16 protein-coding genes are annotated in these 15,155 nt (G+C 66.5%); 10 read left to right on the top strand and 6 right to left on the bottom strand.

Features of this window, described 5'->3' with window-relative positions; translation table 11 throughout:
- Positions 1–49: 49 nt before the first annotated feature.
- The gene (locus WAN02_RS13625) at positions 50–604 is read right to left on the bottom strand and encodes a hypothetical protein (protein ID WP_422264722.1); all 555 of its coding nucleotides are present in this window, start codon (positions 602–604) and stop codon (positions 50–52) included.
- A 66-nt stretch (positions 605–670) separates the two neighbouring features.
- Positions 671–1,702 carry a M23 family metallopeptidase gene (locus WAN02_RS13620; protein ID WP_422264721.1) on the bottom strand — a complete coding sequence of 344 codons (1,032 nt, stop codon included), beginning with the start codon at positions 1,700–1,702 and terminating at the stop codon, positions 671–673.
- A 256-nt stretch (positions 1,703–1,958) separates the two neighbouring features.
- Here WAN02_RS13620 and sucC point away from each other — a divergent pair, with 256 nt between their 5' ends.
- The 3 genes from sucC to WAN02_RS13605 all read left to right on the top strand — a co-directional run bounded on the left by sucC (position 1,959) and on the right by WAN02_RS13605 (position 5,663).
- On the top strand, positions 1,959–3,122 hold the full coding sequence (sucC, locus tag WAN02_RS13615) for an ADP-forming succinate--CoA ligase subunit beta (protein WP_422264720.1): 1,164 nt from the start codon (positions 1,959–1,961) through the stop codon (positions 3,120–3,122).
- Positions 3,123–3,143: 21 nt separating this feature from the next.
- The gene (gene sucD, locus WAN02_RS13610; RefSeq protein ID WP_422264719.1) at positions 3,144–4,046 is read left to right on the top strand and encodes a succinate--CoA ligase subunit alpha; all 903 of its coding nucleotides are present in this window, start codon (positions 3,144–3,146) and stop codon (positions 4,044–4,046) included.
- An 81-nt stretch (positions 4,047–4,127) separates the two neighbouring features.
- Positions 4,128–5,663, top strand: coding sequence for an acetyl-CoA acetyltransferase (locus WAN02_RS13605; RefSeq protein WP_422264718.1), 1,536 nt, complete (start codon positions 4,128–4,130; stop codon positions 5,661–5,663).
- Here the strand turns inward: WAN02_RS13605 and WAN02_RS13600 are convergent.
- Together WAN02_RS13600 and WAN02_RS13595 are read right to left on the bottom strand one after the other, a co-directional pair.
- On the bottom strand, positions 5,660–5,992 hold the full coding sequence (locus WAN02_RS13600; RefSeq protein ID WP_422264724.1) for a hypothetical protein: 333 nt from the start codon (positions 5,990–5,992) through the stop codon (positions 5,660–5,662). The two genes, WAN02_RS13605 and WAN02_RS13600, sit on opposite strands and share 4 nt — an antisense overlap.
- Before the next feature lie 89 nt (positions 5,993–6,081).
- Entirely contained in the window at positions 6,082–6,930 is an 849-nt protein-coding gene (locus tag WAN02_RS13595) for an LLM class F420-dependent oxidoreductase (protein WP_422264717.1), read from the bottom strand.
- Between the two features lie 262 nt (positions 6,931–7,192).
- On the opposite strand from WAN02_RS13595, the gene WAN02_RS13590 reads away from it, so the two are divergent.
- The 4 genes from WAN02_RS13590 to purH all read left to right on the top strand — a co-directional run bounded on the left by WAN02_RS13590 (position 7,193) and on the right by purH (position 11,631).
- Positions 7,193–8,026, top strand: a complete 834-nt coding sequence (locus WAN02_RS13590) for a DUF5336 domain-containing protein (protein WP_422264715.1) — start codon at positions 7,193–7,195, stop codon at positions 8,024–8,026.
- A 63-nt stretch (positions 8,027–8,089) separates the two neighbouring features.
- Positions 8,090–9,424: a DUF6350 family protein gene (locus tag WAN02_RS13585; protein WP_422264714.1), complete on the top strand. Its 1,335-nt coding sequence runs from the start codon at positions 8,090–8,092 to the stop codon at positions 9,422–9,424.
- 9 nt (positions 9,425–9,433) lie between these two features.
- Positions 9,434–10,063, top strand: coding sequence for a phosphoribosylglycinamide formyltransferase (gene purN, locus WAN02_RS13580; protein ID WP_422264713.1), 630 nt, complete (start codon positions 9,434–9,436; stop codon positions 10,061–10,063).
- On the top strand, positions 10,060–11,631 hold the full coding sequence (purH, locus tag WAN02_RS13575; RefSeq protein WP_422264712.1) for a bifunctional phosphoribosylaminoimidazolecarboxamide formyltransferase/IMP cyclohydrolase: 1,572 nt from the start codon (positions 10,060–10,062) through the stop codon (positions 11,629–11,631). Before purN ends, purH begins: the two co-directional genes overlap by 4 nt.
- Before the next feature lie 14 nt (positions 11,632–11,645).
- On the opposite strand, the gene WAN02_RS13570 is transcribed toward purH, so the two are convergent.
- A complete protein-coding gene (locus tag WAN02_RS13570) occupies positions 11,646–12,656 on the bottom strand; it encodes an alpha/beta hydrolase (protein ID WP_422264711.1) in 1,011 nt (336 codons plus the stop codon).
- A 323-nt stretch (positions 12,657–12,979) separates the two neighbouring features.
- The gene (locus tag WAN02_RS13565) at positions 12,980–13,117 is read right to left on the bottom strand and encodes a hypothetical protein (RefSeq protein ID WP_422264710.1); all 138 of its coding nucleotides are present in this window, start codon (positions 13,115–13,117) and stop codon (positions 12,980–12,982) included.
- Between the two features lie 10 nt (positions 13,118–13,127).
- On the opposite strand from WAN02_RS13565, the gene WAN02_RS13560 reads away from it, so the two are divergent.
- The 3 genes from WAN02_RS13560 to WAN02_RS13550 all read left to right on the top strand — a co-directional run.
- Positions 13,128–13,466 (top strand): LGFP repeat-containing protein, encoded by a 339-nt coding sequence (locus WAN02_RS13560; RefSeq protein WP_422264709.1) that lies wholly within the window; start codon positions 13,128–13,130, stop codon positions 13,464–13,466.
- A gap of 110 nt (positions 13,467–13,576) precedes the next feature.
- The gene (locus WAN02_RS13555) at positions 13,577–14,971 is read left to right on the top strand and encodes a sigma 54-interacting transcriptional regulator (RefSeq protein WP_422264708.1); all 1,395 of its coding nucleotides are present in this window, start codon (positions 13,577–13,579) and stop codon (positions 14,969–14,971) included.
- Positions 14,964–15,155 (top strand): hypothetical protein (locus WAN02_RS13550; RefSeq protein WP_422264707.1); only part of this gene is annotated, 192 nt, incomplete at its 3' end. The genes WAN02_RS13555 and WAN02_RS13550, both read left to right, overlap by 8 nt.

Raw genomic sequence — 15,155 nt, 5'->3', positions numbered from 1 at the left:
GTTCGGGGCGGGTCAAGCTGATGCACAACCACGCTCCGGTAGCGAAGCTCTAGTCCTCGAGCAGCCAGGCCCGGGTGCGCGGCAGCAAGGTCAGCACGGCGCTGGTGATCGGCAGAATTGGCAGGGTGTGCACGATCCAGGCCACCCGCGCGCCGGCAATGAACACGCCGAGGTAGGTCAGAATCGCGACCACGGCGCCCGCCACAATCAGGTAGCGGCTCAGGGGTTGGCGTAGCAGCAGCAGGATCACCCCGGAGATGGTGGCAAAAGCGAACACCAGCGCAAGGAACGCCACTGCGACACAGAACAGCCGGTCCGATCTCCACCAGCCCGCGATCAGGTCGGTCGCCACAACTGACGTGGCCCAGCCGCTGATGATGCTGACGGCCGCGGCGGCCACCGCCGTTGTCCGGCTGGGTTCGCCGTAGGGGCTGCGTGCCAACGCGGGCGGCCTGCTCGGCGGAGCGTATTGCGGGGGCGACGGCGGGCGCGGGATGTGCGTGGTGCGGGCGTCGTCGACCGCCTGCGGCAACGGCCCGGTCGGCGCCCGGCGAATGATGCGCGTCGTTGGAGGGGACTGCTCAGGACCGCCGGCGGCGGGCATGGGCCCGCTTGGCGCTGCGGGAGGCGGGCGATCGCCTGGTGCGGGACTGTTCGGGTCGGTCACCGGTCAACCGGCGAAGGTGCCGACAGACAGGCCCCGTTTGGCCAGCCACGGCACCGGGTCCACCCGCTGCGTGCCGCCCAGCAGCACCTCGAAGTGCAAGTGCGGGCCGGTGGAATTTCCGCGGTTGCCCATGGTGGCGATCTGGTCGCCGGCCATCACACGCTGACCCACGCTGACCACGGTGGTGTTGACGTGGCCGTACAGCGTGACCGTGCCGTCGGCGTGATGCAGCTTGACCCACATGCCGTAGCCCGCGGTCGGGCCCGCATCGATGACGACGCCGTCGGAGACCGCGTGGATCGGGGTGCCGATCGAGTTCGCGAGGTCGATGCCGGCGTGCAGGACGCCCCACCGGTAGCCGAAGCCCGAGGTGAAGATGCCCTTGGTCGGCATGACGAACAGCGGCTGCTGCAGCCTGGCTTCACGCTGGGCGCGTTCCTGAGCGAACGCGACACCGTGGGCCAGCTCGGCGTTGTGGACAGCGACGTTGGCGGCCGGCTGCACGGTCACCATCTGCATACCGCCACCGGAGGTGCTGATCGGCCCGCCGTTGGTCGCTGAGGCTTGGGCGGCCAGCACGGTCTGGGCCTTGGAGTGGTCTGGGGCCTCGGTGGCCGAGTGCGCAGCAGCGGCGGCGGCACCGGCCGCCATTGCGCCGATCAGCACGCGACCTCGAGCCGGGCCGGTCAGCTGTTTGCGGTGCTGCCCGCGCCGGGCCATCAACGCCGCGTCGCCGTTACCGCGGTACCCGTCCCGCCGGAGTGGGTCGATGTGGCGCTCGGACACGCTGGGGCCGGCCAGGTTCATGACGACGAGGTTGTCGGTGTCGTCCAGGTCGTCGAGCTCAGGCGCGCGCAGGACCTGAGCTTCTTTGTCGAAATGCGAATTCGCGCTGAAATCCAGGTCGTCGAGCTTGCCGAACTCATTGAAAGGAATGATGTCGGTGACTTCGTTGCGACTGGGGGCTGACAAGCTGCCGCGGTACGCCGAAAGCTCTCCTTGCACAGGAGACGGTGCCGGGATTTGCTGAGTCAAGCTGATTGTCCCTCGAGCCGTAACCATAACGTTATCTGGACCCTGCGACGTTAACCGGCGACCTGGGGAGGTCGCAAGCTCAGCCAGAAATCCACCGGGGATTGTGATTTGAATCACTCTCGACCGCCCGGTGAGATCTGACACATCCACCGATACCGACGACGGAACGTTAAGGCCGTGTCGATACAGTTCCCGCTAGCGGGCGTCGGAAAACCCCGGCTCGCTTGGAAATAGGCCGACACACAGAAGTGAGCCCATGGATCTTTTCGAGTATCAGGCGAAAGAGCTGTTCGCCAAGCACAACGTCCCAACGACGCCCGGCCGGGTGACAGACACCGCTGACGGGGCCAAGGCTATCGCCGAAGAGATCGGTCACCCGGTGATGGTCAAAGCGCAGGTCAAGGTCGGCGGACGCGGCAAGGCCGGTGGCGTGAAATACGCCGCGACGCCGGATGACGCGTACAACCACGCGAAGAACATTCTCGGCCTGGACATCAAGGGCCACGTCGTGAAGAAGCTGCTGGTCGCCGAGGCCAGCGATATCGCGGAGGAGTACTACATCTCCTTCCTGCTCGACCGCGCCAACCGCACCTACCTGGCCATGTGCTCGGTGGAGGGCGGCGTGGAGATCGAAGAGGTCGCGGCCACCAAGCCCGAACGGCTGGCCAAGGTCCCGGTGGATGCGGTCAAGGGTGTCGACGTGGCATTCGCCCGCTCGATCGCCGAACAGGGCCACCTGCCGGCCGAGGTGCTCGACGCCGCGGCGATCACCATCGCCAAGCTGTGGGAGGTCTTCGTCGGGGAGGACGCCACCCTGGTCGAGGTCAACCCGCTGGTGCGGACGCCCGACGATCAGATCCTGGCGCTGGACGGCAAGGTGACGCTCGATGGCAATGCCGACTTCCGGCAGCCGGGCCACGTCGAGTTCGAAGACCGCGACGCCACCGACCCGTTGGAGTTGAAGGCCAAAGAGCACGACCTGAACTACGTCAAGCTCGACGGTCAGGTCGGCATCATCGGCAATGGCGCCGGGCTGGTCATGTCCACGCTCGACGTCGTGGCTTACGCGGGCGAGAAGCACGGCGGCGTCAGGCCGGCCAACTTCCTCGACATCGGCGGCGGCGCCTCGGCCGAGGTGATGGCCGCCGGGCTCGACGTCATCCTGGGCGACGCGCAGGTCAAGAGCGTTTTTGTAAACGTTTTCGGTGGTATCACCTCGTGTGACGCCGTCGCGAACGGAATCGTCAAGGCGCTCGAAATCCTCGGCGACGACGCCAACAAGCCGCTGGTCGTTCGACTCGACGGCAACAACGTCGACGAGGGCAGGCGCATCCTGGCCGAGGCCAGTCACCCGCTGGTGACCGTGGTGCCGACGATGGACGAAGCCGCCGACAAAGCCGCCGAACTCGCGAACGCCTGAATTCAAAGGACCTAATGACTTATGGCTATCTTCCTGACCGCAAATAACAAGGTCGTCGTGCAGGGCATCACCGGCGCTGAGGCCACCAAGCACACCGCACGGATGCTGGCGGCCGGTACCCAGATCGTCGGCGGGGTGAACGCCCGCAAGGCCGGCACCACCGTCGCGCACAAGGACGTCAACGGGGACCCCGTCGAACTGCCGGTGTTCGGCAGCGTCGTCGAGGCCATCGAGAAGACCGGCGCCGACGTGTCGATCATCTTTGTGCCGCCGGTGTACTCCAAAGACGCCATCATCGAGGCGATCGACGCCGAGGTTCCGCTGCTGGTGGTCATCACCGAGGGAATCCCGGTGCAGGACAGCGCATATGCCTGGGCCTACAACCTCGAGAAGGGCAACAAGACCCGCATCATAGGGCCGAACTGCCCCGGCATCATCACCCCCGGACAGGCGCTGGTGGGCATCACGCCGGCCAACATCAGCGGTCCGGGACCGGTCGGCCTGGTGTCCAAGTCCGGCACGCTGACCTACCAAATGATGTTCGAGCTGCGCGATTTCGGGTTCTCCACGTCGATCGGCATCGGCGGTGACCCGGTGATCGGCACCACCCACATCGACGCGATCGAGGCCTTCGAGAAGGACCCCGAGACCAAGGTCATCGTGATGATCGGTGAGATCGGCGGCGACGCCGAGGAGCGCGCCGCGGATTACATCAAGGCCAACGTGTCCAAGCCGGTCGTCGGCTACGTGGCGGGATTCACTGCACCGGAAGGCAAGACGATGGGCCACGCCGGCGCCATCGTGTCCGGATCGTCGGGCACCGCGCAGGCCAAGAAGGAAGCTCTGGAGGCAGCCGGGGTCAAGGTCGGCAAGACGCCGTCGGAAACCGCCGCGCTTGCACGGCAAATCCTGCAGAGCCTGTAGGAGTTCCGGCACGCGCCGGAATTGAAACACGTTTCAGGTTTCGGTTAGCCTGACGAATTAACACGTGTCAGGAGGCCCGTAATGGCGGTCGATCCGCGCACTCCCGTCGTCGTCGGAGTGGGCCAGTTCACCGAACGTATCGACGATGCCGGCTATCGGGGTATGTCCTCAGTCGACCTGGCGACCCAGGCGGTGCGCGCCGCGCTCGCTGACACCGGCGCGGACGTCGGCACGGTGGCGGGGGCCATCGAGGTGTTCGCCGGTCTGCGTCAGTTCGAGATTTGCACTCCGTTCACGAAGCCGCCGCTCGGTTGCTCAGATAACTACGTGCGATCGGTGGCCAACCGGGTCGGCGCCGATCCGGCGCGCGCCGTGCTCGAGCCCATCGGCGGCAACGGTCCGCAGAAGCTGATGACGGAGTTCGCCGGGGCGATCGCCGCCGGTGACGTCGAGGTCGCGTTGATCCTTGGCTCCGAACCTGGGTCCACGGCAAAGTACTTCACCGGACGTGACGACAAGCCGGACTTCACCGAGAACGTCGGTGGCGAGCTCGAGGACCGTGGCTATGGTTTCGAGCAGTACATGAGCGAGTACACCGCGAAGCACGGGCTGACCGGAGCGCCCGTGCAGTACGGGCTGCTCGACAACGCGCGTAGAGCACGGCTCGGGCTCACCGTCGCCGACTACCGGCACGCGATGGCCGAGCTCTTCGCTCCGTTCACAGGAGTCGCTGCAAAGAACCCGTTTTCGTCCTCGCCGGTGGAACGGTCGGTGGAGGAGATCGAAACTGTCACCGACGAGAACCGGATGATCTGCGACCCGTATCCGCGACTGCTGGTGGCGCGCGACACCGTCAATCAAGGCGCCGCCGCGGTGGTGATGTCCGTCTCGGCGGCCCGCCGACTTGGGGTGCCCGAGGGCAAGTGGGTCTATCTGCGGGGGCATGCGGATCAGACCGAGCAGGACTTGCTGGACCGTGTCGATGTCAGCATCAGCCACTCCGCCAAACAGGCTGTGGCAGAGGCGCTCCGGGTCGCGGACATCGGAATCGACGACGTGACGACGTTCGACCTCTACAGCTGCTTCCCGTTCCCGGTCTTCGCGGTGTGCGATGAGTTCGGGCTCACCGCCGATGATCCACGCGGTTTGACGCTCACCGGAGGTCTGCCGTATTTCGGCGGCCCCGGCAACAGCTATTCGCTGCACGGTATCGCGGAGACCGTGGCCGCCATGCGCGACAAGCCAGGCTCGTTCGGACTCGTCGGCGCCAACGGCGGTGTGATGAGTAAGTATTCGGTCGGCGTGTACTCGACCGAGCCCGGCGAGTGGGCGATCGACCGTAGCAAGGAATTGCAGCAGGACATCGCTGCACTACCGAAGGTGCCGGTCACTCGAAACGCCAACGGCGCGGCCGCCATTGAGACTTACTCTGTACGGTACGACTGGCCGACGACGACCGGTGTCATCATCGGTCGGCTCGACGCCGACGGTTCTCGGTTCATGGCGCTCACCGAAGACGAGGACTTGGTGGCGTTGATGACCGACGGAGACCCGTTGGGTGCCAGGATCACCGTGAAGTCGACCGACGAGGACATCAACCAGGCCTCGCTCGGCTAATCGGTCAGGGCGGCGACCAAACCCTCGCAATCCTCGACGGTCACATTGAGCGCCGAGTGGTCACGCAACCCGATCACGCGGCGAATACGCGGCTCGAAGTGGATGCACACGCCTTGCGTTGCATTGGTGCCGAACGTGAGTCCGTCGTCGGCTAACGACAGCCGCGCCCCGACGGCGGTCCACCATCGGTAGGGCCCAGTGATATGCGCACTCTGAATCTGAGACAGCGGCGCGTCGACCCGAAACGGCCCATAGCGGGCGATCAGCCGGCCGTCGTCGGTGACGGTGACGCCCTGCGTGCTGGGCCAGACCCGAAACGCCAGCCACATCGGGGCCAGGCGGGTTTCGTAGCGAAACGGAAAGTGCCGGCCCGATTCCTTGTCGGCTGTCACGATGCGCCTCCGATCGGATTCAGCGGCTAGACCAGCGCGGCCAGCTTGCCGGCCAGTCGCTCGACGTACGCGGCGACCTCATCTTCGGACTTGTCGGGCAATCCGAACAACACCTCGGTGACCCCGAGTTCGGCCCAGTGCGCCAACTTCTCGGGCACCGGCTTGAAGTCCAGCGCCACGATCTGCGGCGCGCCGTCGCGGCCGGCGGCGGCCCAGGTGTCCTGCAGCAACTTCACCGGCTCGTCGACGTCGAAGTCGCGTGGTGTGGTGATCCAGCCATCGGCGCTGCGCGCGATCCACTTGAAGTTCTTCTCGTTGCCGGCCGCCCCGACCAACACCGGGATGTGCGACTGCACCGGCTTGGGCCACGCCCAGCTTGGCCCGAAGTTGACGAACTCGCCCTCATAGGAAGCTTCCTCTTCGGTCCACAGTGCGCGCATGGCCTCGATGTATTCGCGGAGCATGGTGCGGCGCCGCGCGGGCGGCACGTTGTGGTCGGCGAGTTCATCGGTGTTCCAGCCGAACCCGACACCAAGGCTGACTCGCCCGCCGGAGAGATGATCGAGCGTGGCGATGGATTTGGCCAGAGTGATCGGATCGTGTTCGACCGGCAGTGCCACCGCGGTGGACAGTCGCACCCGCGAGGTGACGGCGCATGCCGCCCCCAGGCTCACCCACGGGTCCAACGTGCGCATGTAACGGTCGTCGGGCAGCGTTTCGTCGCCGGTGGTCGGATGGGCCGCTTCACGCTTGATTGGGATATGGGTGTGCTCGGGCACGTAGAACGTCTGAAACCCGTGGTTATCGGCGAGAGTGGCCGCCGCCGCCGGGGTGATTCCGCGATCGCTGGTGAACAGCACAAGCCCGTAGTCCATGGATGAATTAGAACGTGTTCCAATCTTGCGGGCAACCACCGGGGGTGGGTATTCAGGACGCGATACACGCGCGGAGGCCGCGCCGACGTACCGCGCGAGGTGCGCTAGCGTGGTTGATCGGCTCGCGTCGCAATGCCCGCGCCAACTTCCGCCCCGGCATTCGTTGAGAGTTACCAGGTAGCCTCGCGAGGAGCGGCGCGCGGGAATACCAGCGCCGCATGACAGTGGCGCTGCAACCGCATCGGAAGGCACAGGAGAAGTTATGACCTACCCGCCCGGCAGTCCCGGATATCCACCCGCGCAGTCGCCCGGCTCGTACGCGGCTTCCGCCGCGCCGTCGTTCAACAAAGGCGACGAGGGTGAAAGCAACCTGAAGCAATATCTGACCATCGGGGTGCTGGTGCTGGGCCTGGCGATCTACCTGGTCAGCTACGGCCCGATGATCACTCGCATCCTGCCCAACGGCGACGAGCTCGTCGAAAGCGGGAGCACTTTGCCGGTGGACTTGGCGCTGCTCGCGGGCCTGCTGGCCGGTGTCAGCCTGGTGCCGAAGGCCAAGAATTTCTTCGCGGTGGTGGCCGCGGTCGCGACGCTGGGCGGCTTGCTGCTGATCGAGGACACCATCGGAGCATCTGGTCGCGGGTGGGCGCTGTGGATCGCTGTGGGCGCGGGCGTGGTCCAGGCACTGCTCGCGATCAGCGCGCTCTTGCTGGACGCCGGTGTGATCACCCCACCGGCGCCGCGGCCCAAGTACGACCAGTACTACGGGCAGTACGGCGGCTACTACGGTCAGCAGCAGCCTCCTTATGGCCAGTCCGGCTACGGCAGCCAGTACGGCGGCTACCCCTCCGGACCGACAACCGGCGGTTTCCCCGCGCAACCCGGGCCACAGCAGAGCTCGGCGGGGTCGCAGCACGGATCACCCACCCCGCCAACGGGTTTCCCGAGCTTCAGCCCGCCGCCGTCGTCCGGCTCCGGCACGCCGGGGCAGGGCAACTCCTCGGATCAGGGCGGTTCGGCCCACGGCCAGCACTCGTTCGGCTCGGGTCAGCAGCCGCAAGCGCCGTCCTCGCCGTCGGGCCCGTCACAGTCTTAACCGTGCAGTGTCGGGCGCGGCGGGTCGCCGACTAGGGGACCTGGTAGGTAACGTCCTCAAACCGTGACGCCGGACAGTCGAACCCCTGGCGCCAACCAGGCCCGTGACCTTCTGCGGGTCGCGTTCGGCCCCGCCGTGGTGGCGTTGGTAATCATCGCCGCGGTGACGTTGCTGCAATTGGTGATTGCCAACAGCGACATGACCGGTGCGCTGGGTGCGATCGCCAGCATGTGGCTCGGTGTGCATCAGGTGCCGATCTCGATCGGCGGCCGCGAGCTGGGTGTGATGCCGCTGCTCCCGGTGCTGCTGATGGTGTGGGGTACCTCGCGCGCCACCGCCCTGGCCACCACGACCACCGCCTCGTGGTTCGCCATCCGGTGGATCTTCGCGTCGGCGCTGGGCGGACCGCTGCTGATCGCCGCGATCGCGCTCGCCGTCATTCACGACGCCGGATCGGTCATCACCGAGTTGCAAACGCCGAGCGCGTTACGCGCTTTCGTGAGCGTGCTGGTCGTGCACGCCATCGGCGCGTCCATCGGGGTGGGTTCGCGGGTTGGCCGCCGGGCCCTCGCGGCGTCGCCGCTGCCCGATTGGCTCGGTGATGCACTACGCGCGGCGATGGCCGGCGTGCTGGCTTTGCTCGGGCTGTCGGGAATGGTGGCGGCCGCCTCGCTGGTCGTGCACTGGTCGACGATGCAGGACCTATACGCGATCACCAACTCGATATTCGGCCAGTTCAGCCTGACCCTGCTCTCGATTCTGTACGTGCCCAACGTGATCGTCGCGACAGCCGCGATGGCCGTGGGATCCAGCGCCCACTTGGGTTTTGCGACGTTCAGCTCGTTCACCGTCTTCGGTGGGGACATCCCGGCGCTGCCGGTGCTGGCCGCAGCGCCGCACCCGCCACTGGGTCCGGCCGGGGTTGCGCTGCTGATCGTCGGAGCATCATCGGGTGTGGCGCTCGGACAGCAGTGCGCGCGCCGGCCGGTACCGCTGTCCGACGCGATGGCCAAGTTGGGCACTGCAGCACTGGTGGCGGCGCTGACCTTGGCATTGCTCGGCTATGCCGGCAGCGGCCAGTTGGGCAACTTCGGCGGCGTCGGACTTGACCAGAGCACGTTCGGGTTCGCAGTCTTTCTGTGGTTCACCGCCGTTGGTTGGCTCACCATTGCGATGGCCGGCGGCATCAGATACCGGCCGCGAAAGCCCAAGCGGGCCGCGCCGCCGCCGGCCGAACCGGAAATCGAGCCGCTGATTGCATCCGAGGCCGACGATCCGGGCGCGGATGTGGCGGCCCACGACATATCGGCAGACGAGCCGGGAGATCACCCGTCGGAGCGGGCGGCCCCTTCAGGGGCCGCGGACCAGCCCGCATCGTCGCCGGACGACGACAGCTAGGCTCGGCCTGTGCAGCAACCGTTCCGCGTGCCTCCCAGTGCACCGGCACGATTGGTGGTGTTGGCGTCGGGTACCGGTTCGCTGCTGGCGTCCCTGCTGGACTCCGCCGTCGGTGACTATCCGGCGCAGGTCGTCGCAGTCGGCCTCGATCGCGACTGTCCGGCGGCCGACATCGCAGCTGACGCGTCACTGCCGACGTTCCGGGTGCGGCTCGCGGACTACCCCAACCGCGACGCATGGGACGCCGCACTCACCGAAGCTACGGCCGCACATTCGCCGGACCTCGTCGTGTCCGCGGGATTCATGAAAATCCTTGGACCAGAATTTCTTTCGAAGTTCGAAGGCCGCACCCTCAACACCCATCCGGCTCTGCTGCCGGCATTTCCCGGCGCACACGGAGTCGCCGACGCGCTGGCCCACGGCGTGAAAGTCACCGGGTGCACGGTGCACCTGGTGGACGCCGGCACCGACACCGGCCCGATACTTGCCCAGCAGGCCGTCCCGGTACTCGACGATGACAACGAACAGACCCTGCATGAGCGCATCAAGGTCGTCGAACGACGGCTCCTGGTGGATGTGATAGCCGCGGTGGCGACCGGCGGCGTGACCTGGATCGGACGAAAGGCGACTATCGGATGAGCACCCATGACGCGAAGCGGCCGATTCGCCGCGCGTTGATCAGCGTCTACGACAAGACCGGTCTGGTCGACCTGGCCCGCGGTCTTGCCGAGGCCGGCGTGGAGATCGTCTCCACCGGGTCGACCGCGAAAACCATTGCTGACAAAGGAATTCCGGTCACACCGGTGGAGGAGCTGACCGGCTTCCCCGAGGTGCTCGACGGCCGGGTCAAAACCCTGCATCCGCGGGTGCACGCCGGGCTGCTGGCCGATCTTCGCAAGCCTGAGCACGCTGCGGCGCTCGAGCAACTCGGCATCGCGGCGTTCGAGTTGGTGGTGGTGAACCTGTATCCGTTCAGCGAGACCGTTGAGTCCGGCGCGGGTGTGGACGAGTGCGTCGAGCAGATCGACATCGGCGGACCATCGATGGTCCGCGCGTCGGCCAAGAACCACCCGAGCGTGGCGGTGGTCACCGATCCGCTTGGCTACGACGGAGTGCTGGCCGCGGTGCGCGGCGGCGGTTTCACCTTGGCCGAGCGAAAGAAGCTGGCGTCGTTGGCATTTCGGCACACCGCTGAGTACGACGTCGCGGTGGCCGGCTGGATGGAGTCGACGCTGGCGCCCGAGGAGCCGGCCGCGGCTTTCCCGGAGTGGGTTGCCGGGACGTGGCGACGCTCGACCCAGCTGCGCTACGGCGAGAACCCGCATCAGCACGCCGCGCTCTATGTCGATGACGGCGGGTGGCCCGGTCTGGCGCAGGCCGAGCAGCTGCACGGAAAAGAGATGTCCTACAACAACTTCACCGACGCCGACGCGGCGTGGCGGGCCGCCTTCGACCACGAGCAGATCTGCGTGGCGATCATCAAGCACGCCAACCCGTGCGGGATAGCGGTCTCGTCGGATTCGGTCGCCGATGCGCATCGCAAAGCCCACGAGTGCGACCCGCTCAGCGCATTCGGTGGAGTGATCGCGGCCAACACCGAAGTCACCGTCGAGATGGCTGAGTACGTGAGCACGATTTTCACCGAGGTGATCGTGGCGCCGGCCTACGCACCGGGCGCCGTTGATGTGTTGGCGCGCAAGAAGAACGTCCGGGTGCTGGTGGCGGCCGAGCCGATGGATGACGACACCGAGCGCCGTCAGATCAGTGGCGGGATGTTGATGCAGCAGCGCGACCGGGTCGACGCGCCGGGCGACAACCCGCTCAACTGGACACTGGCGACCGGTGCCCCGGCCGACCCGGCCACGCTGGCGGATCTGGCCTTTGGCTGGCGCACTTGCCGCGCGGTCAAATCCAACGCGATCGTCATCGCCGGCGGTGGCGCGACCATCGGCATCGGCATGGGCCAGGTGAACCGGGTTGACGCTGCACGGTTGGCGGTCGAGCGCGGCGGAGATCGGGTCCGCGGCGCCGTTGCGGCCTCAGATGCGTTCTTCCCGTTCCCGGACGGTCTGGAGACGCTGACCGCCGCGGGGGTCAAGGCGATCGTGCATCCGGGTGGGTCGGTGCGCGACGACGAGGTGACTGCGGCGGCCGAAAAGGCCGGCGTGACGCTCTATTTGACCGGAGCCCGACACTTCGCTCACTAGGAGCTCACGGCGCTTCAGGCGCTTATCTCGTCCTGCACCGTCGTCGCGTAGCGGATGAACGCCGCCACCTCGTTGACCGCGCGGCGGGCGTCGGGGTTGACATCGAAGCTCAGTTGGAACATGTGCATGGCCTTGTGCCACTGCTGAACCCAGACTTCGACGTTGTGCGCCCGCAGCCGTTCGGCCAGCGCGAAGGTGTCGTTGAGCAACATCTCGTGGGTGCCCACCTGCAGCAGGAACGGGCCCAGGCCGTGCAGGTCCGCCTCCGGCGGCATCACCGGCGGCGGCCGGGTGCCGTTGACGGTGGCGAACACGTCGTAGATGAACTTCACCGTCATGAACGGGAACATCACGTCCCGGTGGTCTTTCAGAGCCTGGTACTTCAGGCTCATGTCCGATGACGTCAACGGGGACATCAGCGCCTGACCCGCGGGCACCGGCAGGCCGGCGTCACGTGCCGCGAGTGCGACGTCGGCGGCCATCAGTCCGCCCGCCGAATCGCCGGCCAGCACGATGCGTTCGGGGGCGAAGCCCTGCGACAGCGCGTGGCGGTAACCGTCCAATCCGTCGGCGACGGCTTCTTCGATACTGGCTTGCGGCGCCAGTCGATAGCCGACGTTCAATACCTTCGCGCCGGTAGTTGCCGACAGCCTGCTGACGAAACGACGATGGGAGTTGAGTCCCAGGGTCACCAAAGCAGAGCCGTGGAAATAAACGATGAGCGAATTGGAATCGCGGGCTTCCGGCGCGACGACCCATTCGGCCGGGCAGTGCGGCAACGAGATTCTTGTGATATCGGTGCCGGGCAACGGCGGAATCAGCCCCAGCGGGCGGTCGATACCGTCGAGTCGCGCCCGCTGCAGCGCGTCGGGGCGCAAGCGGTTGACGACGAGGCCGATCACGGTCAGGGCGCCCAGCAGCGGTCGCACGAAGATCGCGGTGAGCACGGCGAGCACGCTGGACTGCCACGATGCGGGGCCGAAGTGCGCCGTCATGGGTCGATCACACCAGTCGGGGGAATTCACGGTACTGAGGGTATCGGCTAGCTGGGCGTCGACCACTGTGAGCTTCGTGTCGAAGCGCTCCGATAGTTGCCTGGGCCACTCGATGGCGCGCGCTTGAACGTCGGCCGACTGGTGAGCAAAGCATCGCTATCTGCTGATTTAGGTCACCCCGATTTTCTTCCGTACAAGATCGGTTCGGCCTAGAGTCAAAATTAGGGCGCGTCTACCGGACGAGTCCTGAGCGATTCGAAAGGTATTCGAGAGGAAAACATGCGCGCGATAAGCAAAAGGACAGCGTCGTTCTCAGTCGCAATTGCAGTATTCGCTCTGATCGGTGCGGGATGTCACCAGTCGAACAACTCGAGCTCCGGGAGTTCGGCGGCGTCATCCTCGGCATCCGCGATGACGTCGTCGGCTATGGCCGAGCCGTCGACGAGTGCTGCTGCACCGACTTCGACCCAGATCGCCGGGAAGAACGGCACTGAGTACACGGTGGAGGGGCCGATCCTGGCCAAGTGGGAGACCCTCACCGACGAGCAAAAGAAAGATCTGGGCGCTCCCTACGACAACCAGAAGCCCACCGCCGACAACACCGGCGTCTACCAGCAGTACGACGGCGGAGTCCTGATCTACAAGAACGGCGGCCCGGTCTACTTCGTTTGGGGCAAGATCCGCGACGCGTGGAATGACGCCCAGGCTTCGCAGGGCAAGCTGGGTTATCCGACCACCGACGAGACGAAGGAACCCGACGGCTCCTACAAGTCGACGTTCGACCACGGCACGATCACCTGGAAAGAGGGCGACGAGAAGGCCACCGTCACCACCAGCTAATCGCACGATTCACCTCGGCAAGGCCGGGCAATCCACGCGATTGCCCGGCCTTGTTCTTGCGAACGTGACCTGGGGACGTGCCGTTACCCGCCGCGTCGTCGTAGCGTGGAGTGGTGACCGCTGCGAATAACCTGCCCCGCACCGTCGGCGAACTGCGTGCCGCCGGGCACCGCGAACGGGGCGTCAAGCAAGAAATCCGGGAAAACCTGCTGGCACGCCTCACCGAGGGCGCAGAAATTGGAGCGATCTGGCCAGGCATCCTGGGGTTCGAGGACACCGTCCTACCGCAGCTGGAACGGGCGCTGATCGCCGGTCACGACTTCGTGCTGCTCGGTGAACGCGGTCAGGGCAAGACCCGCTTGCTGCGCGCCTTGATCGGCCTGCTGGACGAGTGGACGCCGGTGATCGGTGGCGCCGAGCTCGGCGAGCATCCGTACAGCCCGATCACCCCGGAGTCGATCCGCAAAGCGGCCACCCTCGGCGACGATCTGCCGGTCGAGTGGCGGCACCGCAGCGAGCGCTACACCGAGAAGCTGGCCACCCCCGACACCAGCGTTGCCGACCTGGTCGGTGACATCGACCCGATCAAGGTCGCCGAAGGCCGGAGTCTGGGCGACCCCGAGACCATCGCCTACGGCCTGATTCCGCGGGCGCACCGCGGCATCGTCGCGGTCAACGAGCTACCCGACCTGGCCGAGCGCATCCAGGTGTCGATGCTCAATGTGATGGAGGAGCGCGACATTCAGGTTCGCGGCTACACCCTGCGGCTGCCGCTGGACGTGCTCGTCGTCGCCAGCGCCAACCCCGAGGACTACACCAACCGGGGTCGCATCATCACCCCGCTCAAGGACCGGTTCGGCGCCGAGATCCGTACGCACTATCCACTCGAGCTCGACGCCGAGGTCGGGGTGATCCGCCAGGAGGCGCATCTGAGCGCGCAGGTGCCCGACTACCTGGTCCAGGTGATCGCCCGGTTCGCCCGCTACCTGCGGGAGTCCACCTCAGTCGACCAACGGTCCGGGGTCTCGGCTCGGTTCGCGATCGCCGCCGCCGAAACCGTTGCCGCCTCTGCGCGCCATCGCGGCGCGGTGCTCGGTGAGACGGACCCGGTGGCGCGGGTGGTCGACCTGGGCACGGTGATCGCCGTGCTGCGCGGCAAGCTGGAGTTCGAGTCCGGGGAAGAAGGACGCGAGCAGGCCGTGCTGGAACACCTGTTGCGTCGGGCCACCGCCGACACCGCGTCCAGAGCGCTCGGCGGACTCGACGTCGGTCCGCTGGTCGCCGCGGTCGAGGGCGGCTCCGCGGTGACGACCGGTGAGCGAGTCTCGGCCAAGAACGTGCTGGCGGCACTGCCGGATCTGCCGATCATCGAGGCGATCGCCAAGCGGCTCGGAGCCGAATCCGAGGGCGAACGCGCCGCGGCGCTGGAATTGGCCTTAGAGGCACTGTATTTGGCCAAGCGCATCGACAAGGTGTCCGGGGAAGGCGAAACCGTCTATGGCTAAAGCTCACTCGTCAGGTCATTCGGCGAAATATTCGGCCTACACCGGCGGGCCCGATCCACTGGCCCCGCCGGTGGATCTGCGCGAGGCTCTCGAGCAGATCGGGCAGGACGTGATGGCGGGCACGTCGCCGCGCCGCGCGCTGTCCGAGCTGCTGCGCCGCGGCACCACGAACATGACCGGAGCC

The sequence above is a fragment of the Mycobacterium sp. genome, from assembly GCF_049281135.1.
Lineage (GTDB): Bacteria > Actinomycetota > Actinomycetes > Mycobacteriales > Mycobacteriaceae > Mycobacterium.
Note: the sequence above shows the minus strand (reverse complement) of the source record. Positions and strands in the feature narration are given on the sequence as shown.